Below are 23,039 nucleotides of genomic sequence, written 5' to 3'. Positions count from 1 at the left end.
GAATCTGAGTTACACAGCAATTTTGCGTTACCTGTAAATCGAGATTGAGAAACATGAAAAAAACCACATTAGCAATGAGTGCACTGGCTCTGAGTTTAGGTTTAGCGCTGTCTCCTCTGACTGCTACTGCAGCCGAGACCGCGTCGTCGGCAGCAACCGCGCAGCAGATGCCAAGCCTGGCACCGATGCTCGAAAAAGTGATGCCATCGGTGGTGAGTATTAACGTTGAGGGCAGTACGACCGTCAATACGCCGCGTATGCCGCGTAACTTCCAGCAGTTCTTCGGTGACAACTCGCCGTTCTGCCAGGACGGTTCGCCATTCCAGAGCTCTCCGTTCTGCCAGGGCGGTGGCGCAGGGGATGACAGCCAGGGCGGCGCCCAGCAGCAGAAATTCATGGCGCTTGGCTCGGGGGTAATCATTGATGCAGCGAAAGGCTATGTCGTCACAAACAACCACGTTGTTGATAACGCGAACAGCATTAAGGTTCAGCTGAGCGATGGCCGTAAGTTCGACGCCAAAGTGGTGGGTAAAGACCCGCGCTCCGATATCGCGCTGATCCAGATCCAGGATCCGAAAAACCTGACGGCGATTAAAATTGCCGACTCTGACGCGCTGCGCGTGGGCGACTATACCGTGGCGATCGGTAACCCGTTCGGTCTGGGTGAAACCGTGACATCCGGTATCGTCTCTGCGCTGGGTCGTAGCGGCCTGAACGCGGAAAACTACGAAAACTTCATCCAGACGGATGCGGCGATCAACCGCGGTAACTCCGGCGGTGCGCTGGTGAACCTGAACGGTGAGCTGATCGGTATCAACACCGCGATTCTGGCACCGGACGGCGGCAACATCGGGATCGGCTTTGCTATCCCAAGCAACATGGTGAAAAACCTGACCGCGCAGATGGTGCAGTATGGCCAGGTGAAACGCGGCGAGCTGGGTATCCTCGGGACCGAGCTGAACTCCGAACTGGCTAAGGCGATGAAAGTTGACGCCCAGCGCGGGGCATTTGTCAGCCAGGTGATGCCGAACTCCTCCGCGGCGAAAGCGGGTATTAAAGCGGGTGATGTCATCACCTCCCTGAACGGTAAGCCGATCAGCAGCTTTGCCGCCCTGCGTGCCGAAGTGGGCTCAATGCCGATTGGCAGCAAAGTGACCCTCGGCCTGCTGCGCGACGGTAAGCCGGTTAACGTGAGCCTGGAGCTGCAGCAGAGCAGCCAGAATCAGGTGGATTCCAGCACCATCTTTAGCGGTATTGAAGGTGCCGAGATGAGCAATAAAGGCGCAGACAAAGGCGTGGTGGTGAACAACGTGAAAGCGAATTCACCGGCAGCCCGTATCGGCCTGAAAAAAGGCGATGTGATCATGGGCGCTAACCAGCAGCCGGTGAAAAACATCGCTGAACTGCGCAAGATCCTCGACAGCAAGCCTTCCGTGCTGGCGCTGAATATCCAGCGTGGTGATACTTCGCTTTATCTGCTGATGCAGTAATCCTCTGAAGCCCCTGTTCACAGGGGCTTTTTCGTTTCTGTGATTCTTGCCACAACTCCATACATCTCCCTCTCTCTTTGTGCATTCGCACAATGCAGCCGCCGCTGAACTTCCCTATGCTTGAGCTCTGCTCACTGGAGGGTTCTATGGCTGGCTGGCATCTTGATACCAAAATGGCGCAGGATATCGTGGCGCGCACCATGCGCATCATTGATACCAATATCAACGTGATGGATGCCCGCGGGCGCATTATTGGCAGCGGCGATCGCGAGCGTATTGGGGAATTGCACGAAGGCGCGCTGCTGGTGCTTTCCCAGGGGCGGGTCGTGGATATCGACGATGCGGTAGCGAAACACCTGCACGGCGTCCGTCAGGGCATCAATTTACCGCTGCGTCTTGAAGGCGAGATTGTGGGGGTCATCGGCCTGACCGGCGAGCCCGAGTCACTGCGAAAATACGGTGAGCTGGTCTGTATGACGGCAGAGATGATGCTGGAGCAGTCGCGCCTGATGCACCTGCTTGCCCAGGACAGCCGCCTGCGTGAAGAGCTGGTGATGAACCTTATCCAGGCGGAAGAGCACACGCCCGCGCTCAGCGAATGGGCGCAGCGTCTGGGGATCGATCTGAACCAGCCGCGCGTGGTGGCGGTGATTGAGGTCGATAGCGGCCAGCTTGGCGTAGACAGCGCGATGGCCGAGCTGCAGCAGCTGCAAAATGCGCTGGCGACGCCGGAGCGCGACAACCTGGTGGCGATCGTTTCTCTGACGGAAATGGTGGTACTCAAACCAGCGCTCAACGCGTTCGGCCGCTGGGATGCGGACGATCATCGTCGTCGCGTGGAGCTGCTGATCTCCCGGATGAAGGAGAATGGTCAGCTGCGTTTTCGCGTTGCGCTGGGCAACTACTTTACCGGGCCGGGCAGCATCGCCCGCTCCTGGCGTACCGCGCGCACCACCATGATGGTGGGCAAGCAGCGGATGCCGGAGAGCCGCAGTTATTTCTATCAGGACCTGATGCTGCCGGTGCTGCTCGACAGCCTGCGCGGGGGCTGGCAGGCCAATGAGCTGGCGCGGCCATTAGCGCGTCTGAAAGCCATGGACAATAACGGCCTGCTGCGCCGCACATTGCAGGCATGGTTCCGTCATAACGTGCAGCCGCTGGCGACGTCAAAAGCGCTGTTTATTCACCGCAATACCCTGGAGTATCGGTTAAACCGAATTTCAGAGCTGACGGGGCTGGATCTGGGGAATTTCGACGACAGGCTGCTGCTGTATGTGGCGCTGCAGCTGGATGAACAGCGATAAGGGTTTCACCCTCTCCCTGTGGGAGAGGGTCGGGGTGAGGGCATCAGGCCGCACTTAACTTATTTGTTGCGGGTTAACTTCTCAAGATCCGCTTCAATCTCGCTGATCTTATTGGTCACAACGCTTTCAAGGTGACGCAGATCGTCAAGGATCTTACGCTTGAGATCGACTTCGGTGCGGTCGCGCTGGCAGATCTGATCGAGTTCATCGATCACATAGCGCAGGTTAGGGCTGATTTCCTGTACTTCTTTGTATCCCTGTCCTACACCGTCAGCAACAACGGTCTTACGCTGGCGTGGATATTTAAACTTCACGCTTTTGGCGAAAAACTCTCCTTTGTCCTTGTGAAAATAGATTTTCAGAATATCGTTATTGGCTTCCTGACGGAGGCTGTAACGATCAATTTCATCAGGATTGGTAATGCCCAGACTTTTCAGATTATCGTACATAGCGGTACCCTTGATCTCAACATAACCTTTGAATAATTAACGAAAAAATCTATTTTCGCCACCCTCAGATACAAAAAAAGCGGGGTTGCCCCCGCTTTTTGTTATACCCGATTAATCGATGGTGCGCAGCAACTCGTTGATGCCCACTTTACCGCGCGTTTTCGCATCCACTTTCTTCACGATAACCGCACAGTACAGGCTGTATTTGCCATCTTTAGACGGCAGGTTGCCGGAAACCACCACGGAGCCCGCCGGAACGCGACCGTAGTGAACTTCGCCGGTTTCACGGTCATAAATACGGGTGCTCTGACCAATGTAAACGCCCATGGAGATCACGGAGCCTTCTTCAACGATCACGCCTTCAACCACTTCAGAGCGCGCGCCGATGAAGCAGTTGTCTTCGATGATGGTCGGGTTAGCCTGCAGTGGCTCCAGAACACCACCGATGCCTACGCCGCCGGACAGGTGAACGTTTTTACCGATCTGCGCGCATGAGCCGACCGTCGCCCAGGTGTCAACCATGGTGCCTTCGTCAACGTAGGCACCGATGTTCACGTAGGATGGCATCAGGACGGTGTTGCGTGCAATGAAAGCGCCCTGACGCACTGCCGCAGGTGGCACCACGCGGAAGCCTTCTTTCTGGAAACGCGCTTCGTCGTAGTCAGCGAATTTCATAGGGACTTTATCGAAGTAGCGGCTTTCAGCTCCGTCGATAACCTGGTTATCGTTGATACGGAAAGAGAGCAGAACGGCTTTCTTCAGCCATTGATGAGTGACCCACTGACCGTCGATTTTTTCTGCCACGCGCAGCGCGCCGGAATCCAGCAGGGAAATCACCTGGTTTACCGCTTCACGGGTCACGGTATCCACATTTGCCGGGGTAATCTCGGCACGACGCTCAAAAGCGGACTCAATAACGTTCTGTAACTGCTGCATTGTTTACTCTTTCCATTTCACTAAAAAACATATCACCCTTTATCGTTTGGATTGAGGGCTGCTGTCAACCGTTGTTGCACTTCAAGCTGCAGGTCATTATTAAGGGCACGCCGGTCCGCTGTCGCGATTATAAATAAATCTTCTACTCGCTCGCCAATCGTTGTAATTCGGGCGCCATGGAGCGAAATTCCCAGATCGGCAAAAACCTGGCCGACGCGGGCGAGCAGCCCCGGCTGGTCGAGCGCGATCAGCTCCAGGAACGATTTACGGTCGGTGTGGGTCGGCAGGAAGTTGACCTCGGTATCGACGGTAAAGTGGCGCAATTTCGCTGGCTGGCGACGCGGCTGCGGGGGCTGCCAGCTGCGCTGGGTAATCGCCTGTTCCAGACCAAAACGTATCCCTTCATGCCTGTCCGACGACAGCGGGCTGCCGTCCGGCTCCAGCACGATAAAGGTGTCCATTGCCATGCCGTCGCGGGTGGTGAAAATCTGCGCGTCGTGAACGCTCAGGTTTCGCCTGTCCAGCTCGGCACAGACCGCAGCAAACAGATAAGGTCGGTCCGGGCTCCAGATGAAAATCTCCGTTCCGCCTCGGGTAGCCTGAGGGCTCAGCAGAATCATTGGCTGGGACAGGTCGTGCTTCAGCAGGTGCCGCGCGTGCCACGCAAGCTGGTTTGGGCTGTGGCGGACAAAATAGTTGGCACGGCAGCGGGCCCATATCTGGTGTAGCGCCTCTTCATCAATGTTATCCATCCGCAGCAGCGCCAGCGCCTGCAGCTGGTGATGGCGCACGCGCTCGCGCATGTCCGGGGTGTTTTGCATCCCGCGACGCAGCTGTTTTTCGGTAGCGAAGTACAGCTCGCGCAGCAGGCTCTGCTTCCAGCTGTTCCACAGCGTTTCGTTGGTGGCGCAGATATCGGCCACCGTCAGGCAGACCAGATAGCGCAGACGGTTTTCCGTCTGAACCGCTTCCGCGAACTGCTTGATCACCTCAGGATCCTGAATGTCACGACGCTGCGCGGTAACCGACATCAGAAGATGATGGCGTACCAGCCAGGCCACCAGCTGCGTTTCACGTGAGTTCAGGCCGTGCAGCTCGGCAAATTTCAGTACGTCCTGTGCGCCCAGCACCGAATGATCGCCGCCGCGACCTTTGGCGATATCGTGGAACAGGGCAGCAATCAGGATCAGTTCCGGGTGGGTCAGGCGCGGCCATAGCTCCACGCACAGCGGATGGCGGGAGCGCGTCTCTTCTTTTGCAAAGCTTTCCAGCTTGAGCATCACGCGGATCGTGTGTTCATCCACCGTGTAGGCGTGGAACAGATCGAACTGCATTTGCCCGACAATGTGCGACCACTGCGGCATATAGGCCCACAGCACGCTGTGGCGGTGCATCGGCAGCAGCCCACGACTGACGGCGCCCGGGTGGCGGAGCATGCTCAGGAACAGCGAGCGCGCTTCCGGGATATAGCACAGCGGCTCCGTCAGATGACGGCGCGCATGGCGCAGATGGCGCAGGGTGGTGGAGTAGATCCCGGTGATGGTGCTGTTGCGCACCATGGTATAGAACATCCGCAGAATCGCTTCCGGCTCGCGGATGAACAGCGTTTCGTCGCGCAGATCGATAAGCGTGCCGCGCAGCTGGAATTCGTCATCAATCGGGCGCGGTTTCTCATCCGCCGTCAGGGCCAGAATGGCCTCGTCGAACAGCTGCAGCAGCATCTGGTTCAGCTCGGTCACCCGGCGGGTGACGCGGAAGAAATCCTTCATCATGTGCTCAACCGGCTCGTTGCCTTCGCCCTGATAATTCAGGCGCTGCGCCACGCTGAGCTGGCGGTCAAACAGCAGACGGTTATCGTAGCGGGTGACTTCCAGATGCAGGGCAAATCGAATGCGCCACAGCAGGTGCAGGCACTCGTTCAGCTCGTTACGCTCTGCCTCGGTTAAGAAGCCGAAGCCGACCATCTCGTCCATCGAGGTGGCGCCAAAATGGCGGCGAGCGACCCACTGCAGGGTATGGATGTCGCGCAGGCCGCCGGGGCTGCTTTTAATATCGGGCTCAAGATTATAGCTGGTGCCGTGGTAGCGCTGGTGACGCTGGTTTTGCTCCTCGACCTTCGCGGCGAAGAACTTTTCTGACGGCCAGAAGCCGTCGCTGAAGATGTGCTTTTGCAGCTCCAGAAACAGCGCGACGTCGCCAATCAGCAGACGGGTTTCAATCAGGTTGGTGGCGACGGTCAGGTCGGATAACCCTTCCAGCAGACACTCTTCCAGGGTGCGCACGCTGTGGCCGACCTCCAGCTTCACGTCCCAGAGGAGCGTCAGCAGTTCGCCAATTTTTTGCGCCTGTTCGTCCGGCAGCTTTTTGCGGCTTAAGATCAGGAGATCGATATCGGAAAGCGGATGCAGCTCACCGCGGCCATAGCCCCCGACGGCAACCAGCGCAACATCACTGATTTGCCCAAACCCGTAATCGATCCACAGGCGCTGCAGAAGCTGGTCGATAAATTCGGTGCGCGCTTCAATGAGCTGCTCGGCCGACACGCCTGCGTCGAACGCGCTGCCCAGCCAGCGATGGAAAACATCCATGTGGGCTTTAATATGCGCGCAGGTCAGCTCGTGCGACGGCCAGACGCCCGGGTTATCGGGCTGGTCGGGAAGGGTGGGAAGTGCTGTGTTAGCATACTGTTCGGGTAAAAGATTACTCATCGTGCGCCACCCATAAGAAAAAACTATAGCCATTAAAAAAGCCGGCATTTGCCGGCTTTTTTATCATTCGTCGTGCGTCAGTATCGCCGGGATGGTGTCATCCTTGCGCAACGTCATAATTTCGCAGCCGTTGTCTGTTACCACAATAGTATGCTCGTACTGCGCAGACAAGCTTCTGTCTTTGGTTTTCACCGTCCAGCCGTCTTTCATGGTACGGATGCGGTAGTCACCCGCGTTGACCATCGGCTCAATGGTAAAGGTCATGCCTTTTTGCAGCACCACGCCGCCGTCATCTGCATCATAGTGCAGAACCTGCGGTTCTTCATGGAAGACGCGACCAATGCCGTGACCGCAGTACTCGCGCACCACGGAGAAACCTTCTGCTTCCACAAACTTCTGGATTGCCGCACCGATGGTACGCAGGCGAATACCCGGTTTAACCATTTTCAGCGCCAGGTAGAGGCTCTCTTGCGTCACTTTGCACAGACGCTCGCCAAGAATAGTCGGCTTGCCAACGATGAACATTTTTGAGGTGTCACCGTGGTACTCGTCTTTAATGACGGTCACGTCAATGTTGACGATGTCGCCATCTTTCAGCAGTTTTTCATCGTCCGGAATGCCGTGACACACCACTTCATTAATAGAGATGCAGACGGATTTCGGGAAACCGTGGTAGCCGAGGCAGGCCGAAACCGCGTGCTGCTCGTTCACGATATAGTCGTTACAGATACGGTCCAGTTCACCGGTGCTGACGCCCGGCTTTACGAACGGCTCGATCATTTCCAGCACTTCCGCGGCCAGACGACCGGCGACGCGCATCTTTTCAATTTCTTCAGGTGTCTTAATAGAGATAGCCATGTATTCTGTCCATCGGTGTCGATTTTTTCGACAATACTAGTCTAAGTGTCGTCAATGGTATCAGTCAGGCACACCCCGTGCCAAATTGAGAATCATTAACAGCACACTCCGCCAACAACTGTTGGTTTCTGGTCGTGTTTTGTGGTATAAAGCGCGCCGGACTTCCGATCCATCTCAGATACACAGGCTGGACGGAAGCGACAAATCTCACTTTGTGTAACAACACACACGTATCGGCACATATTCCGGGGTGCCCTTTGGGGTCGGTAATATGGGATACGTGGAGGCATAACCCCAACTTTCAATATAGAGGTTTTAAACATGGCAACTGTTTCCATGCGCGACATGCTCAAGGCTGGTGTTCACTTTGGTCACCAGACCCGTTACTGGAACCCGAAAATGAAGCCTTTCATCTTCGGCGCGCGTAACAAAGTTCACATCATCAACCTTGAGAAAACTGTACCAATGTTCAACGAAGCCCTGGCTGAGCTGAACAAGATCTCTTCCCGTAAAGGTAAGATTCTGTTCGTTGGTACTAAGCGCGCTGCAAGCGAAGCTGTGAAAGATGCTGCTAACAGCTGCGACCAGTTCTTCGTGAACCATCGCTGGTTGGGCGGCATGCTGACCAACTGGAAAACTGTTCGTCAGTCCATCAAACGCCTGAAAGATCTGGAAACCCAGTCTCAGGACGGTACTTTCGACAAGCTGACTAAGAAAGAAGCGCTGATGCGCACTCGTGAACTGGACAAGCTGGAAAACAGCCTGGGCGGTATCAAAGATATGGGCGGCCTGCCAGACGCGCTGTTCGTAATCGATGCAGACCACGAGCACATCGCAATCAAAGAAGCTAACAACCTGGGTATCCCGGTATTCGCTATCGTTGATACCAACTCCGATCCGGACGGTGTTGACTTCGTTATCCCGGGTAACGACGACGCAATCCGTGCTGTTAGCCTGTACCTGAGCGCTGTAGCTGCTACCGTTCGTGAAGGCCGTTCCCAGGATCTGGCTTCTCAGGCGGAAGAAAGCTTCGTAGAAGCTGAATAATAAGGTTTTACCCCTTATTAGTACCGTGTATGAATAGGGGCCCATTACCGGCCCCTTTTTTCAATTTACACTGTTTGGCCCCCGGCCGGGCAGTTCACATCTCCCGAGGATTTAAGAATGGCTGAAATTACCGCATCCCTGGTAAAAGAGCTGCGCGAGCGTACTGGCGCAGGCATGATGGATTGCAAAAAAGCGCTGACTGAAGCGAACGGCGACATCGAGCTGGCAATCGAAAACATGCGTAAATCCGGTGCGATCAAAGCAGCTAAAAAAGCAGGCAACGTTGCTGCTGACGGCGTGATCATCACTAAAATCGACGGCACCTACGGCATCATTCTGGAAGTTAACTGCCAGACTGACTTCGTTGCTAAAGATGGTGGTTTCCAGGCATTTGCTAACAAAGTTCTGGACGCAGCTGTTGCTGGCAAAATCACTGACGTTGAAGTTCTGAAAGCACAGTTCGAAGAAGAACGTGTTGCGCTGGTTGCTAAAATCGGTGAGAACATCAACATCCGTCGCGTTGCTTCTCTGGAAGGCGACGTTCTGGGCTCTTACCAGCACGGTGCACGTATCGGTGTTCTGGTTGCGGCTAAAGGCGCTGACGAAGAGCTGGTTAAACAGCTGGCTATGCACATCGCTGCAAGCAAACCAGAATTCGTTAAGCCAGAAGACGTGTCTGCTGATGTGGTAGAAAAAGAGTACCAGGTTCAGCTGGACATCGCGATGCAGTCTGGTAAACCAAAAGAAATCGCAGAGAAAATGGTTGAAGGCCGCATGAAGAAATTCACCGGCGAAGTTTCTCTGACTGGCCAGCCATTCGTTATGGATCCAAGCAAGTCTGTTGCGCAGCTGCTGAAAGAGCACAACGCTGACGTAACTGGCTTCATCCGCTTCGAAGTGGGCGAAGGCATCGAGAAAGTTGAGACTGACTTCGCAGCAGAAGTTGCTGCAATGTCCAAGCAGTCTTAATGATTGAAAAGGAGCCGCCTGAGGGCGGCTTCTTTTTGTCACCCGTCACAGGAAATCAGACAGGCTCCAGTATCGCTGTGCTGATTTGCGGCATATCATGTCGCCAGAATTAACCCCCATCTTAATCGTTGACAGTCTCAGGAAAGAAACATGGCTACCAATGCAAAACCCGTGTACAAACGCATTCTGCTTAAGCTGAGTGGCGAAGCGCTGCAGGGATCGGAAGGCTTCGGTATTGACGCAAGCATCCTTGATCGCATGGCACAGGAAATCAAAGAACTGGTCGAACTGGGTATCCAGGTTGGCGTGGTCATTGGCGGTGGCAACCTTTTCCGTGGTGCTGGTCTGGCGAAAGCGGGGATGAACCGCGTAGTGGGCGACCACATGGGTATGCTGGCAACCGTGATGAATGGCCTGGCAATGCGTGATGCGCTCCATCGCGCCTATGTGAATGCCCGCCTGATGTCCGCGATTCCGCTGAATGGCGTTTGCGATAATTACAGCTGGGCAGAAGCTATCAGCCTGCTGCGCAATAACCGCGTGGTGATCCTCTCCGCCGGTACGGGTAACCCGTTCTTTACAACCGATTCCGCTGCCTGCCTGCGCGGTATCGAGATCGAAGCCGATGTGGTACTGAAAGCGACCAAAGTAGACGGCGTGTTTACTGCCGACCCGGCAAAAGATCCTTCTGCCACCATGTACGATCAGCTGAGCTACAGCGAAGTGCTGGATAAAGAGCTGAAAGTGATGGATCTTGCCGCCTTCACGCTGGCTCGCGACCACAAACTGCCGATCCGTGTCTTCAACATGAACAAGCCTGGCGCACTGCGTCGCGTGGTCATGGGCGAAAAAGAAGGCACTTTGATCACGGAATAATTTCCGTTGACGATAAATACAGGTAAGATTCCGCTTTATTTTGTAGTGGTATCTTACCCGGGCGCGCCTTTGGCGTTGTCATGAATTAAACGCGACTATACTTAGCACACCTGTAGCGCTGTGCTGGCGGATAGTCTGCCTGAGACAAGTTTTCAAGGATTCGTAACGTGATTAACGACATCAGAAAAGATGCTGAAGTACGCATGGAAAAATGCGTAGAAGCGTTCAAAACCCAAATCAGCAAAATCCGTACTGGCCGTGCTTCCCCAAGCCTGCTGGATGGCATCATCGTAGAATACTACGGTACGCCAACCCCTCTGCGTCAGCTGGCGAGCGTAACGGTAGAAGATACCCGTACGCTGAAAATCAACGTGTTCGATCGTTCTATGAGCCCGGCCGTTGAGAAAGCGATCATGGCCTCTGACCTCGGACTGAACCCAAGCTCTGCGGGTTCTGACATCCGCGTTCCACTGCCTCCACTGACGGAAGAGCGTCGTAAAGATCTGATCAAAGTGGTTCGTGGCGAAGCTGAGCAGGGTCGTGTATCCGTGCGTAACGTCCGTCGCGATGCGAACGATAAAGTAAAAGCGCTGCTGAAAGAAAAAGAGATCAGTGAAGATGACGATCGTCGTTCTCAGGACGACATTCAGAAAATGACCGACGCTGCCATCAAGAAAATTGATGCGGCGCTGGCAGATAAAGAAGCGGAACTGATGCAGTTCTGATTTCTGTCGTACACTGATAAACGCCGTTCAGAGGGACTTCGGGTCTTGCTGGCGGCGTTTTGCTTTTATCTGGTCTAACTTTTTTCGGGCATCTCATGAAGCATTTAACACTCCTTGGCTCAACCGGCTCTATCGGTTGCAGCACTCTCGACGTCGTTCGCCATAATCCTGAACTCTACACCGTGACAGCGCTGGTGGCCGGTAAGAATGTGCAGCGAATGGTCGAGCAGTGCCTGGAGTTTGCGCCCCGCTATGCGGTGATGGATGACGAAGAGAGCGCACGTCTGCTGAAAGCACAGCTGCTTGAACAGGGCTGTCGAACCGAGGTGCTGAGTGGCCAACAGGCGGCCTGCGAGATGGCGGCGCTGGATGAGGTGGATCAGGTGATGGCGGCCATCGTCGGGGCGGCAGGGTTATTGCCTACGCTTGCCGCGATTGATGCCGGCAAGGACGTTCTGCTGGCCAATAAAGAGTCGCTGGTCACCTGTGGACGCCTGTTTATGGATGCGGTGAAGCAGCGCGGCGCGCGTCTTTTGCCGGTCGACAGCGAGCACAACGCGATTTTTCAGAGTTTACCGCAACCTTTTCAACAGAACCTGGGGTACGCTGACCTGGAGCAGAATGGCGTGGTGTCTATCCTGCTTACCGGGTCTGGTGGCCCGTTCCGTGAAACGCCACTGTCTGAACTGCGCGCCATGACGCCGGATCAGGCGTGCCGTCATCCGAACTGGTCGATGGGGCGTAAAATCTCCGTTGACTCTGCCACCATGATGAACAAAGGTCTGGAATACATTGAAGCGCGCTGGCTGTTTAATGCGTCAGCGAAACAGATGGAAGTACTGATTCACCCGCAATCGGTGATTCACTCGATGGTGCGTTATCAGGATGGCAGCGTGCTGGCACAGCTGGGCGAGCCGGACATGCGTACGCCGATTGCCCATTCCATGGCGTGGCCAAATCGAGTGAAATCCGGCGTGAAGCCGCTTGATTTCTGCAAGCTAAGTTCCCTGACGTTCAGTGAACCGGACTATGACCGCTATCCTTGTCTGAAGCTTGCGATGACTGCCTTTGACCAGGGGCAGGCGGCGACGACGGCACTTAATGCAGCCAATGAAATTACCGTTGAGGCATTTCTGAATCAGCAAATTCGTTTTACCGATATCGCGTCGTTAAATTTATCGGTACTGGAGATGATGGATTTGCGCGAACCACAAAGCGTGGAAGAGGTGCTGGCGGTGGATGCAACTGCGCGTAATATTGCGCGTCAACAGGTGACACGTCTCGCAAGCTGGTGATAAAGCAACCACTAGTCGTCGTGCTATTTGTTAGCGTTGGGCTTCAGTGATATAGTCTGCGCCACCTGATCGCAGGTATTTGACTTAATGTGGTCAGGTGAGCCGTGGTTTGACACGGCTTTTTTATGTATAGGCTTCAGTATTCCTGAGTACCGTTAAATCCTTTTCAGGGACAAAAAACGCGTTATGTTGTCTGCGAATCAACCAATAAGCGAAAATTTGCCAGCTCATGGCTGCCGTCATGTAGCAATCATTATGGATGGCAATGGCCGCTGGGCGAAAAGACAAGGGAAGATACGAGCCTTTGGGCATAAAGCGGGGGCGAAATCCGTTCGTCGCGCCGTTTCTTTTGCCGCCAACAACGGCATTGATGCGTTAACGCTCTATGCTTTTAGCAGTGAAAACTGGAATCGACCTCTGCAGGAAGTGACTGCGTTGATGGAATTGTTTGTGTGGGCGCTAGACAGCGAAGTAAAAAGCCTGCACCGCCACAACGTCCGCCTGCGTATCATTGGCGATACCAGTCGTTTTAACTCACGTTTGCAGGAACGGATTCGTAAAGCAGAAGCGCTGACGGAAAATAATACCGGTCTGACGCTGAATATTGCGGCGAATTACGGCGGACGCTGGGATATTATCCAGGGCGTTCGGCATCTGGCCGAACAGGTTCAGGAAGGGCTGTTGAGACCCGACCAAATTGATGAAGAGGCGCTGAGCAAGCAAATCTGCATGAATGAACAGGCGCCTGTGGATTTGGTAATTAGGACAGGGGGGGAACATCGCATAAGTAACTTTTTGATATGGCAAATTGCCTATGCCGAACTTTACTTTACGGATGTTCTTTGGCCCGATTTTGATGAACAAGACTTTGAAGGTGCGCTGCATGCCTTTGCCAATCGAGAGCGTCGTTTCGGCGGCACCGAGCCTGGTGGCGACAAAGCCTGATGGGGGTAGCTTTTGCTGAAGTATCGCCTGATTTCCGCTTTTGTATTAATACCCATTGTCATTGCGGCGCTGTTTTTACTGCCCCCGGTGGGATTCGCTATTGTCACGCTGGTGGTGTGCATGCTCGCCGCGTGGGAATGGGGACAGTTTAGCGGCTTTACCTCGCGCACTCAGCGGGTATGGCTCGCGGTACTTTGTGGCTTTATCCTGGCCATAATGCTGTTTACGTTGCCTGAATATCACCATGATATTCATCAGCCCCTGGTTGCCGGCTCCTTGTGGATATCGTTGGTCTGGTGGGTTGCCGCGCTGTTGCTGGTCCTTTTTTATCCAGGTTCCGCGGCATTATGGCGTAATTCAAAAGTGCTACGACTGATTTTTGGTTTGCTCACCATTATTCCTTTTTTCTGGGGTATGGTTGCGCTGCGCGCCTGGCACTACGACGAAAACCACTACAGCGGTGCGATCTGGCTGCTTTATGTGATGATTCTGGTCTGGGGGGCTGACTCCGGGGCCTATATGTTTGGTAAACTGTTTGGCAAACATAAGCTGGCACCGAAGGTCTCCCCGGGTAAAACCTGGCAAGGATTCATCGGCGGCCTGTTTACGGCAGCGATCATCTCCTGGGGCTACGGCGTCTGGGCGAATCTTGAAGTGGCACCGTCAATACTGCTGGTGTGCTCGATTTTTGCTGCGCTTGCCTCCGTGCTCGGTGATTTAACCGAAAGTATGTTTAAGCGTGAAGCAGGGATTAAGGACAGCGGACACCTGATTCCAGGGCATGGCGGTATACTGGATCGCATTGATAGCCTGACAGCGGCTGTTCCAGTGTTTGCATGTTTGCTTTTACTGGTATTCGGGACGATTTAACGGAAGGTTTTATGCTGAGCATTCTCTGGAATCTGGCGGCGTTCATTGTTGCACTGGGTGTACTGATTACCGTGCATGAATTTGGCCATTTCTGGGTTGCTCGCCGCTGTGGCGTGCGCGTAGAGCGGTTTTCCATCGGTTTTGGCAAATCACTCTGGACGCGCACCGACCGCCACGGCACGGAATTTGTCATCGCCCTTATCCCGCTGGGCGGCTACGTCAAAATGCTCGACGAACGCGTCGAGCCTGTCGCACCTGAGCTGCGACACAGCGCTTTCAACAATAAAACCGTTGGACAACGCGCCGCCATCATTGCTGCCGGACCGGTAGCCAACTTCATCTTTGCGATTTTCGCTTACTGGCTGGTGTTTATCATCGGCGTCCCGGGCGTGCGTCCGGTGGTGGGGGAAATTGCTCCCAACTCCATCGCGGCGAGTGCGCAAATTACATCCGGGATGGAACTTAAAGCGATTGATGGCATCGAAACCCCTGATTGGGATGCCGTGCGACTGCAGCTGGTTGCCAAAATTGGCGATCCGCAGACCACCATCAGCGTATCGCCGTTTGGTTCCGATGCGCGTCAGGACAAAGTGCTCGATTTACGTCACTGGCGTTTCGAGCCAGACAAAGAAGATCCCGTCGCTGCGCTGGGTATTCGTCCACGCGGTGCGCAGATCGAGCCGGTATTAGCCGAAGTACAGGCAAATTCGGCGGCGAGCAAAGCGGGTTTGCAAGCGGGCGACAGGATCGTTAAAGTCGATGGTCAACCATTAACAGAGTGGATGACCTTTGTTACTCTGGTGCGCGATAATCCGGGAACGTCTCTCGCGCTGGAAGTTGAAAGGCAAGGCAGTCCGCTTTCGCTGACGCTGATCCCGGACACGAAGTCGGTCGGCAAAAAGGCAGAAGGGTTTGCAGGCGTTGTGCCAAAAGTGATCCCGCTGCCAGATGAGTACAAGACAATACGCCAGTATGGGCCGTTCAGCGCCATCCTTGAAGCCACGGATAAAACATGGCAACTGATGAAGCTGACGGTCAACATGTTGGGGAAATTGATAACCGGTGATGTGAAACTGAACAACCTCAGTGGGCCAATTTCGATTGCCCAGGGGGCTGGGATGTCAGCGGAGTTCGGGGTGATTTACTATCTCATGTTCCTCGCGCTCATTAGCGTGAACCTTGGGATAATCAACCTGTTCCCGCTTCCCGTTTTAGACGGGGGTCATCTGCTGTTTTTAGCGATTGAAAAGCTAAAAGGCGGACCGGTATCCGAGCGAGTTCAAGACTTTAGTTATCGCATTGGCTCGATTTTGCTGGTGCTGTTAATGGGGCTTGCACTTTTCAATGATTTCTCTCGGTTGTAAGAGAGTGTTAGGAAGAACGCATAATAACGATGGCGATGAAAAAGTTGCTCATAGCGTCGCTGCTGTTTAGCAGCGCCACCGTATACGGTGCTGACGGGTTCGTAGTGAAAGACATTCATTTCGAAGGCCTCCAGCGTGTCGCCGTTGGTGCGGCCCTCCTCAGTATGCCTGTACGCCCCGGCGATACGGTTAATGATGATGATATCAGTAACACCATCCGTGCTCTGTTTGCCACCGGCAACTTCGAGGATGTCCGCGTCCTGCGCGATGGTGATACGCTGCTGGTACAGGTAAAAGAACGTCCAACGATCGCCAGTATCACTTTCTCCGGTAACAAGTCGGTGAAAGATGACATGCTCAAGCAAAACCTTGAAGCATCCGGTGTTCGTGTGGGGGAATCCCTGGACCGCACAACCCTTTCAGACATTGAAAAAGGTCTGGAAGACTTCTACTACAGCGTCGGTAAATACAGTGCCAGCGTGAAAGCGGTTGTCACTCCGCTGCCGCGCAACCGTGTTGACCTGAAGCTGGTCTTCCAGGAAGGTGTTTCTGCGAAGATCCAGCAGATCAACATTGTCGGCAACCACGCGTTCAGCACCGACGAACTGATCTCCACCTTCCAGCTGCGTGATGAAGTGCCATGGTGGAACGTGGTAGGCGATCGCAAATACCAGAAACAGAAACTGGCGGGCGACCTTGAAACCCTGCGCAGCTACTATCTCGATCGTGGCTATGCGCGTTTCAACATCGACTCGACTCAGGTAAGCCTGACGCCGGACAAGAAAGGGATCTACATTACGGTCAACATCACTGAAGGCGAGCAGTACAAGCTTTCGGGTGTTGAGGTGAGTGGTAACCTGGCGGGGCATTCTGCTGAAATCGAATCGCTGACCAAAATTCAGCCAGGCGACCTGTATAGCGGTTCCAAGGTAACCAAAATGGAAGACAGCATTAAGAAGCTGCTCGGCCGCTATGGTTATGCCTATCCGCGCGTACAGACTCAGCCTGAAATCAATGACGCGGATAAAACCGTTAAGCTGCACGTGAATGTTGACGCGGGCAACCGTTTCTACGTGCGTAAGATCCGCTTCGTCGGTAACGACACCTCCAAAGATTCCGTTCTGCGTCGCGAAATGCGTCAGATGGAAGGCGCATGGTTGGGTAGCGACCTCGTTGATCAGGGTAAAGAGCGTCTGAACCGTCTGGGCTATTTTGAAACGGTGGATACCGATACCCAGCGCGTACCGGGCAGCCCGGATCAGGTTGATGTTGTTTATAAAGTGAAAGAGCGCAACACCGGTAGCTTCAACTTCGGTGTGGGCTACGGTACCGAGAGCGGCGTCAGCTTCCAGGTCGGCGTGCAGCAGGATAACTGGCTGGGTACGGGTTACTCTGTCGGGATTAACGGCACCAAAAACGACTACCAGACCTACTCTGAGTTCTCTGTAACGAACCCATACTTCACCGTTGACGGTGTGAGCCTGGGCGGTCGTATCTTCTATAACGACTTTAAAGCAGACGATGCGGATCTGTCTTCTTACACCAACAAGAGTTACGGTGTGGACGGTACGCTTGGCTTCCCGGTTAACGAATACAACACCCTGCGTGCGGGCTTAGGTTACGTGCATAACGACCTGTCCAATATGCAACCGCAGGTGGCGATGTGGCGTTACCTGGACTCCATTGGTCAGTCAACCAGCAAAACTGGTCATGACAATGGCTTCGCTGCGGATGACTTCACCTTTAACTACGGCTGGACCTACAACCGTCTTGACCGTGGTTACTTCCCAACGGAAGGTTCTCGCGTCAACCTGAACGGTAAAGTGACCGTGCCGGGCTCCGATAACGAGTTCTATAAGGTCACGCTGGATACCGCGTCCTACTTCCCGATCGATGACGATCATAAGTGGGTGGTTCTGGGTCGTACCCGCTGGGGCTACGGCGACGGTTTAGGCGGCAAAGAACTGCCGTTCTATGAAAACTTCTATGCCGGTGGTTCCAGTACCGTTCGTGGCTTCCAGTCCAACAACATTGGTCCGAAAGCGGTTTACTACGGCGGGAACGACAAAGATAACTGTGATAAGTCTTCCTCTTCGGAAGTCTGTAGCTCTAATGATGCGGTGGGCGGTAACGCCATGGCCGTTGCCAGCCTGGAGTTCATCACGCCAACGCCGTTTATCAGCGATAAATATGCGAACTCGGTCCGTACGTCCTTCTTCTGGGATGCCGGTACCGTATGGGATACCAACTGGCAGAATACTGCCCAGATGCGCGCAGAAGGCATTCCTGACTACAGCGATCCGAGCAATATTCGCATGTCTGCCGGTATCGCATTACAATGGATGTCACCGCTGGGACCGTTGGTCTTCTCTTACGCCCAGCCGTTTAAGAAATATGATGGAGATAAGTCGGAGCAATTCCAGTTTAACATTGGTAAAACCTGGTAATAATCCGCTGCAAAGGAATGCGTTGGCAGTGTAGCGCTGACAACTGGCGATCGGTAACACGGTCGCCTTGCCACGCAAAGAACGGTACCTTCTGGTGCCAATGGGATGGTAAGGAGTTAATTGTGAAAAAGTGGTTATTAGCTGCAGGTCTCGGTTTAGCGATGGCAACTTCTGCTCAGGCAGCAGACAAAATTGCAATCGTCAACATGGGTAATTTGTTCCAGCAGGTTGCACAGAAAACAGGTGTTTCTGCGACTCTGGAAAACGAATTCAAAGGCCGTGCAAGCGAACTGCAGGGTATGGAAAACGATCTTCAGTCCAAAATGCAGCGTCTGCAGCGTGATGGTTCTACCATGAAGGCAAGCGACCGCAGCAAGCTGGAAAAAGACGTAATGGCTCAGCGCCAGGCGTTCTCTCAGAAAGCGCAGGCTTTCGAGCAGGATCGTCAGCGTCGTTCTAACGAAGAACGCGGCAAGCTGGTGACTCGCATTCAGACCGCTGTTAAAGCAGTGGCTGCCGATCAGAGCATCGATCTGGTTGTTGATGCGAACGCCGTCGCTTTCAACAGCAAAGATGTTAAAGACATCACTGCTGATGTTCTGAAACAGGTTAAATAAGTAATGCCTTCAATTCGACTGGCTGATTTAGCTCAGCAGTTGGATGCAGAATTACACGGTGATGGCGATATCGTCATCACCGCTGTTGCGTCCATGCAATCTGCTAAAGCTGGCACGATTACCTTCATGGTAAGCCCTAAGTACCGTGAGCAACTGGCTCAATGCCAGGCGTCAGCTGTTGTACTGACGCAGGACGATCTTCCATTTGCCACTGTAAGCGCGCTGGTAGTGAAAAACCCCTACCTGACGTATGCACGCATGGCTCAAATTCTTGATACCACGCCGCAACCGGCCCAGAACATTGCTGCCAGCGCAGCGATTGATGCGACGGCCAGGCTGGGTAACAACGTCGCCGTTGGGGCGAATGCGGTTATCGAATCCGGCGTTGTGCTGGGCGATAACGTCGTCATTGGCCCAGGCTGCTTCGTTGGGAAAAATACGAAAATCGGCGCAGGGACCCGTTTGTGGGCCAATGTGTCCGTTTATCATGACGTTGAAATTGGCGAAAACTGCCTCGTCCAGTCCAGCACCGTGATTGGTTCTGATGGCTTTGGTTACGCTAACGATCGCGGTAACTGGGTGAAGATCCCACAGCTTGGTCGCGTTATTATTGGCGATCGCGTGGAGATCGGCGCTTGTACCACCATTGACCGTGGCGCGCTTGACGACACGATCATTGGCAATGGTGTTATCATCGATAACCAGTGCCAGATTGCGCATAACGTTGTGATTGGCGACAATACCGCGGTTGCGGGTGGCGTCATCATGGCGGGCAGCCTGAAAATTGGCCGTTATTGCATGATTGGCGGTGCGAGCGTGATTAATGGCCATATGGAAATCTGCGACAAGGTGACCGTGACGGGAATGGGCATGGTAATGCGTCCTATCACTGAACCTGGCGTTTATTCCTCAGGCATTCCGCTACAGCCCAACAAGGTATGGCGTAAAACAGCAGCTCTGGTGATGAACATTGATGATATGAGCAAGCGCCTCAAGTCTCTTGAGCGTAAGATCGATCAACAAGACTAAGCGTCATCCGTTTAACGCTATTTTTCCCGGCCTGTCGGCTTTCTAATAAACCGGCAGGCCGTGTTATTATTGTTATCAGTACATTTTGACAGGAAGAGTATTTTGACTACTGACACTCATACTCTGCATATTGAAGAGATTTTAGAACTTCTGCCGCACCGCTACCCGTTTCTGCTGGTAGACCGCGTGCTGGATTTTGAAGAAGGTCGTTTTCTGCGCGCAGTGAAAAATGTTTCCGTGAACGAGCCGTTCTTCCAGGGGCACTTCCCTGGTAAGCCTATCTTCCCGGGTGTGTTGATTCTGGAAGCGATGGCTCAGGCTACCGGTATTCTGGCGTTTAAAAGCGTCGGCAAACTGGAGCCAGGTGAGCTGTATTACTTCGCGGGTATTGATGAAGCGCGCTTTAAGCGCCCTGTCGTGCCTGGTGATCAGATGATCATGGAAGTCACTTTTGAAAAAACGCGTCGTGGCCTGACTCGCTTCAAAGGCGTAGCACTGGTTGACGGCAAAGTTGTTTGCGAAGCGACGATGATGTGTGCTCGTAGCCGGGAGTCCTGATACGTGATTGATAAATCCGCCTTTATTCATCCTACCGCGATTGTGGAAACCGGTGCCATCATTGGTGCTAACGTCCACATTGGCCCGTTTTGTATTGTTGGACCCCATGTCGAAATTGGTGAGGGTACAGTACTGAAATCTCACGTTGTCGTGAATGGTCATACGACCATTGGCTGCAATAACGAGATCTATCAGTTCGCCTCCATCGGCGAAGTTAACCAGGATCTGAAATATGCTGGTGAGTCGACCCGTCTGGAAATTGGCGATCGTAACCGTATTCGCGAAAGCGTCACCATTCATCGTGGAACAGTACAGGGTGGTGGGTTGACGAAGGTGGGCAGCGATAACCTGTTTATGGTTAATGCGCATATCGCGCACGACTGTACCGTGGGTGACCGCTGTATTCTTGCCAACAACGCAACGCTGGCAGGACACGTATCGGTTGATGACTTCGCAATTATTGGCGGCATGACCGCAGTCCATCAGTTCTGCATCATTGGTGCACACGTGATGGTTGGCGGCTGCTCCGGTGTGGCGCAGGACGTCCCACCGTATGTGATTGCGCAGGGCAACCATGCCACGCCGTTTGGCGTGAACATCGAAGGCCTCAAGCGTCGTGGTTTTAGCCGCGAAGCGATTACTGCCATCCGCAACGCGTACAAACTGCTGTACCGTAGCGGTAAAACGCTGGAAGAGGCGAAGCCGGAAATTGCCGAGCTGGCGAATAAGCACCCGGAAGTGAACGCGTTCATGGAATTCTTTGACCGTTCAACAAGGGGTCTGATTCGTTAATGGTCGACAGTCGTCCGCTTACGATAGCCCTGGTCGCCGGAGAAACCTCCGGCGATATTCTTGGTGCAGGTCTCATCCGCGCGCTTAAGGCGCGTGTACCCAACGCTCGCTTTGTCGGCGTTGCTGGCCCGCTGATGCAGGCCGAAGGCTGTGAAGCCTGGTATGAAATGGAAGAGCTGGCCGTGATGGGCATCGTTGAGGTGCTGGGACGGCTCCGCCGTTTGCTGCACATTCGTGCCGATCTCACCCGCCGTTTTACCGAACTCAAACCCGATGTGTTTGTCGGTATCGATGCACCTGATTTCAACATTACCCTCGAAGGGAATCTGAAAAAGCAGGGCATAAAAACCATTCACTACGTCAGTCCGTCCGTCTGGGCGTGGCGACAGAAACGCGTTTTCAAAATTGGACGGTCCACCAACCTGGTGCTGGCTTTTCTGCCTTTCGAAAAAGCGTTTTACGACAGATTTAATGTTCCGTGCCGTTTTATCGGTCATACCATGGCGGATGCGATGCCATTGGATCCGGATAAAAACGCGGCGCGCGACGTGCTGGGCATCCCCCATGATGTGCATTGTCTGGCACTGCTGCCAGGCAGCCGTGGTGCAGAAGTGGAGATGCTGAGCGCCGATTTCCTCAAAACAGCGCAAATTCTTCGCCAGACCTATCCCGATCTTGAAGTGGTTGTTCCGCTGGTGAATGCCAAACGCCGCGAGCAGTTTGAGCGCATCAAAGCGGAAGTCGCCCCGGATCTCCACGTCCGTCTTCTGGACGGCAAAGGGCGAGAAGCGATGTATGCGAGCGATGCCGCATTGCTGGCTTCCGGCACGGCGGCGCTGGAATGTATGCTGGCGAAATGCCCGATGGTGGTCGGTTACCGCATGAAGCCTTTCACCTTCTGGCTGGCAAAACGTCTGGTGAAAACGGATTATGTCTCCCTGCCAAACCTGCTTGCCGGGCGCGAACTGGTGAAAGAGCTATTGCAGGATGAGTGCCAGCCGCAGGCGCTTGCCGATGCACTGCTGCCGCTGCTGGCAAACGGCAAGACCAGCCACCAGATGCACGACACCTTCCGCGAACTGCATCAACTGATCCGCTGTAATGCTGATGAGCAAGCGGCTGATGCGGTGCTGGAGCTAGCAAAATGATGGAATTTGTTTATCCTCACACCCACCTTGTGGCGGGCGTGGATGAAGTGGGTCGTGGTCCGTTAGTCGGGGCTGTGGTGACCGCCGCGGTGATCCTCGATCCGGCTCGGCCGATCGTCGGGCTGAACGACTCTAAAAAATTGTCTGAAAAGCGCCGGCTGGCGCTGTTTAGTGAGATTCAGGAGAAAGCGCTGGCCTGGAGCCTGGGGCGCGCTGAACCGCATGAGATAGACGAGCTGAATATTTTGCACGCCACGATGCTGGCGATGCAGCGTGCGGTAGCGGGGCTGAAAATCGCCCCTGAATATGTCCTGATTGACGGCAACCGCTGTCCGGCACTACCCATGCCTTCAATGGCGGTCGTCAAAGGCGATAGCCGGGTCGCAGAAATCAGCGCAGCTTCTATTATTGCCAAAGTGACGCGCGACGCTGAAATGGCCGCGCTGGACCTCACTTACCCTCAGTATGGTTTCGCCCAGCATAAGGGGTATCCCACACCTTTCCATCTGGAAAGGCTGGCTGAACATGGCGCAACCGAACACCACCGTCGCAGCTTTGGCCCGGTGAAGCGCGCGCTGGGACGGGTGTCCTGAATCAATACGCAAGCAATTA

Annotated in this window: 21 protein-coding genes; 17 read left to right on the top strand and 4 right to left on the bottom strand. The window is 54.1% G+C overall.

Going from position 1 to position 23,039, the window contains the following annotated elements; all coding sequences use genetic code 11:
• The first annotated feature begins 53 nt into the window (after nucleotides 1–53).
• Both degP and cdaR read left to right on the top strand, forming a co-directional pair.
• Nucleotides 54–1,490, top strand: coding sequence for a serine endoprotease DegP (degP, locus tag BM007_RS12320; protein ID WP_090418991.1), 1,437 nt, complete (start codon nucleotides 54–56; stop codon nucleotides 1,488–1,490).
• A 146-nt stretch (nucleotides 1,491–1,636) separates the two neighbouring features.
• Nucleotides 1,637–2,794, top strand: a complete 1,158-nt coding sequence (gene cdaR / locus BM007_RS12315) for a DNA-binding transcriptional regulator CdaR (RefSeq protein ID WP_045327810.1) — start codon at nucleotides 1,637–1,639, stop codon at nucleotides 2,792–2,794.
• Nucleotides 2,795–2,853: 59 nt separating this feature from the next.
• Here cdaR and BM007_RS12310 read toward each other — a convergent pair whose 3' ends face one another.
• From BM007_RS12310 to map, 4 genes are all read right to left on the bottom strand, one after another.
• Nucleotides 2,854–3,243 carry a DUF3461 family protein gene (locus BM007_RS12310; protein ID WP_008501916.1) on the bottom strand — a complete coding sequence of 130 codons (390 nt, stop codon included), beginning with the start codon at nucleotides 3,241–3,243 and terminating at the stop codon, nucleotides 2,854–2,856.
• 111 nt (nucleotides 3,244–3,354) lie between these two features.
• Nucleotides 3,355–4,179 (bottom strand): 2,3,4,5-tetrahydropyridine-2,6-dicarboxylate N-succinyltransferase, encoded by an 825-nt coding sequence (gene dapD / locus BM007_RS12305; RefSeq protein WP_008501915.1) that lies wholly within the window; start codon nucleotides 4,177–4,179, stop codon nucleotides 3,355–3,357.
• A gap of 32 nt (nucleotides 4,180–4,211) precedes the next feature.
• Nucleotides 4,212–6,887 (bottom strand): bifunctional uridylyltransferase/uridylyl-removing protein GlnD, encoded by a 2,676-nt coding sequence (glnD, locus tag BM007_RS12300; protein ID WP_024907520.1) that lies wholly within the window; start codon nucleotides 6,885–6,887, stop codon nucleotides 4,212–4,214.
• A gap of 63 nt (nucleotides 6,888–6,950) precedes the next feature.
• The gene (gene map, locus BM007_RS12295) at nucleotides 6,951–7,745 is read right to left on the bottom strand and encodes a type I methionyl aminopeptidase (protein ID WP_023310454.1); all 795 of its coding nucleotides are present in this window, start codon (nucleotides 7,743–7,745) and stop codon (nucleotides 6,951–6,953) included.
• Nucleotides 7,746–8,066: 321 nt separating this feature from the next.
• On the opposite strand from map, the gene rpsB reads away from it, so the two are divergent.
• The 15 genes from rpsB to rnhB all read left to right on the top strand — a co-directional run bounded on the left by rpsB (nucleotide 8,067) and on the right by rnhB (nucleotide 23,020).
• Nucleotides 8,067–8,792: a 30S ribosomal protein S2 gene (gene rpsB / locus BM007_RS12290; RefSeq protein ID WP_003856207.1), complete on the top strand. Its 726-nt coding sequence runs from the start codon at nucleotides 8,067–8,069 to the stop codon at nucleotides 8,790–8,792.
• A 117-nt stretch (nucleotides 8,793–8,909) separates the two neighbouring features.
• A complete protein-coding gene (gene tsf, locus BM007_RS12285; protein WP_090418988.1) occupies nucleotides 8,910–9,761 on the top strand; it encodes a translation elongation factor Ts in 852 nt (283 codons plus the stop codon).
• 150 nt (nucleotides 9,762–9,911) lie between these two features.
• Nucleotides 9,912–10,637, top strand: coding sequence for a UMP kinase (gene pyrH / locus BM007_RS12280; protein WP_008501910.1), 726 nt, complete (start codon nucleotides 9,912–9,914; stop codon nucleotides 10,635–10,637).
• Between the two features lie 167 nt (nucleotides 10,638–10,804).
• A complete protein-coding gene (gene frr, locus BM007_RS12275; RefSeq protein ID WP_014882629.1) occupies nucleotides 10,805–11,362 on the top strand; it encodes a ribosome recycling factor in 558 nt (185 codons plus the stop codon).
• A 95-nt stretch (nucleotides 11,363–11,457) separates the two neighbouring features.
• The gene (gene ispC / locus BM007_RS12270; protein WP_061715944.1) at nucleotides 11,458–12,657 is read left to right on the top strand and encodes a 1-deoxy-D-xylulose-5-phosphate reductoisomerase; all 1,200 of its coding nucleotides are present in this window, start codon (nucleotides 11,458–11,460) and stop codon (nucleotides 12,655–12,657) included.
• A 186-nt stretch (nucleotides 12,658–12,843) separates the two neighbouring features.
• Nucleotides 12,844–13,602: a (2E,6E)-farnesyl-diphosphate-specific ditrans,polycis-undecaprenyl-diphosphate synthase gene (gene ispU, locus BM007_RS12265; RefSeq protein ID WP_024907522.1), complete on the top strand. Its 759-nt coding sequence runs from the start codon at nucleotides 12,844–12,846 to the stop codon at nucleotides 13,600–13,602.
• A 12-nt stretch (nucleotides 13,603–13,614) separates the two neighbouring features.
• Nucleotides 13,615–14,472 (top strand): phosphatidate cytidylyltransferase, encoded by an 858-nt coding sequence (gene cdsA / locus BM007_RS12260; RefSeq protein ID WP_024907523.1) that lies wholly within the window; start codon nucleotides 13,615–13,617, stop codon nucleotides 14,470–14,472.
• Nucleotides 14,473–14,483: 11 nt separating this feature from the next.
• Nucleotides 14,484–15,836 carry a sigma E protease regulator RseP gene (gene rseP / locus BM007_RS12255; RefSeq protein ID WP_024907524.1) on the top strand — a complete coding sequence of 451 codons (1,353 nt, stop codon included), beginning with the start codon at nucleotides 14,484–14,486 and terminating at the stop codon, nucleotides 15,834–15,836.
• A 29-nt stretch (nucleotides 15,837–15,865) separates the two neighbouring features.
• Nucleotides 15,866–18,283, top strand: a complete 2,418-nt coding sequence (gene bamA / locus BM007_RS12250; protein ID WP_024907525.1) for an outer membrane protein assembly factor BamA — start codon at nucleotides 15,866–15,868, stop codon at nucleotides 18,281–18,283.
• A gap of 122 nt (nucleotides 18,284–18,405) precedes the next feature.
• Nucleotides 18,406–18,900: a molecular chaperone Skp gene (skp, locus tag BM007_RS12245; protein WP_008501902.1), complete on the top strand. Its 495-nt coding sequence runs from the start codon at nucleotides 18,406–18,408 to the stop codon at nucleotides 18,898–18,900.
• 3 nt (nucleotides 18,901–18,903) lie between these two features.
• Nucleotides 18,904–19,929 (top strand): UDP-3-O-(3-hydroxymyristoyl)glucosamine N-acyltransferase, encoded by a 1,026-nt coding sequence (gene lpxD, locus BM007_RS12240; protein WP_032644136.1) that lies wholly within the window; start codon nucleotides 18,904–18,906, stop codon nucleotides 19,927–19,929.
• Nucleotides 19,930–20,031: 102 nt separating this feature from the next.
• Complete coding sequence (fabZ, locus tag BM007_RS12235) at nucleotides 20,032–20,487, top strand: 3-hydroxyacyl-ACP dehydratase FabZ (protein ID WP_010426706.1); 456 nt, start codon at nucleotides 20,032–20,034, stop codon at nucleotides 20,485–20,487.
• 3 nt (nucleotides 20,488–20,490) lie between these two features.
• On the top strand, nucleotides 20,491–21,279 hold the full coding sequence (gene lpxA, locus BM007_RS12230) for an acyl-ACP--UDP-N-acetylglucosamine O-acyltransferase (protein ID WP_023310462.1): 789 nt from the start codon (nucleotides 20,491–20,493) through the stop codon (nucleotides 21,277–21,279).
• Nucleotides 21,279–22,427 carry a lipid-A-disaccharide synthase gene (gene lpxB / locus BM007_RS12225; protein WP_090418985.1) on the top strand — a complete coding sequence of 383 codons (1,149 nt, stop codon included), beginning with the start codon at nucleotides 21,279–21,281 and terminating at the stop codon, nucleotides 22,425–22,427. The genes lpxA and lpxB overlap by 1 nt, the downstream gene beginning before the upstream one ends.
• Nucleotides 22,424–23,020: a ribonuclease HII gene (gene rnhB, locus BM007_RS12220; RefSeq protein WP_045907841.1), complete on the top strand. Its 597-nt coding sequence runs from the start codon at nucleotides 22,424–22,426 to the stop codon at nucleotides 23,018–23,020. Before lpxB ends, rnhB begins: the two co-directional genes overlap by 4 nt.
• Nucleotides 23,021–23,039: the final 19 nt, after the last annotated feature.

This window comes from Enterobacter sp. NFIX59, assembly GCF_900113755.1.
Taxonomy (GTDB): Bacteria; Pseudomonadota; Gammaproteobacteria; order Enterobacterales; family Enterobacteriaceae; genus Enterobacter; species Enterobacter pseudoroggenkampii.
This window is presented reverse-complemented; position numbering and strand designations above follow the sequence as displayed.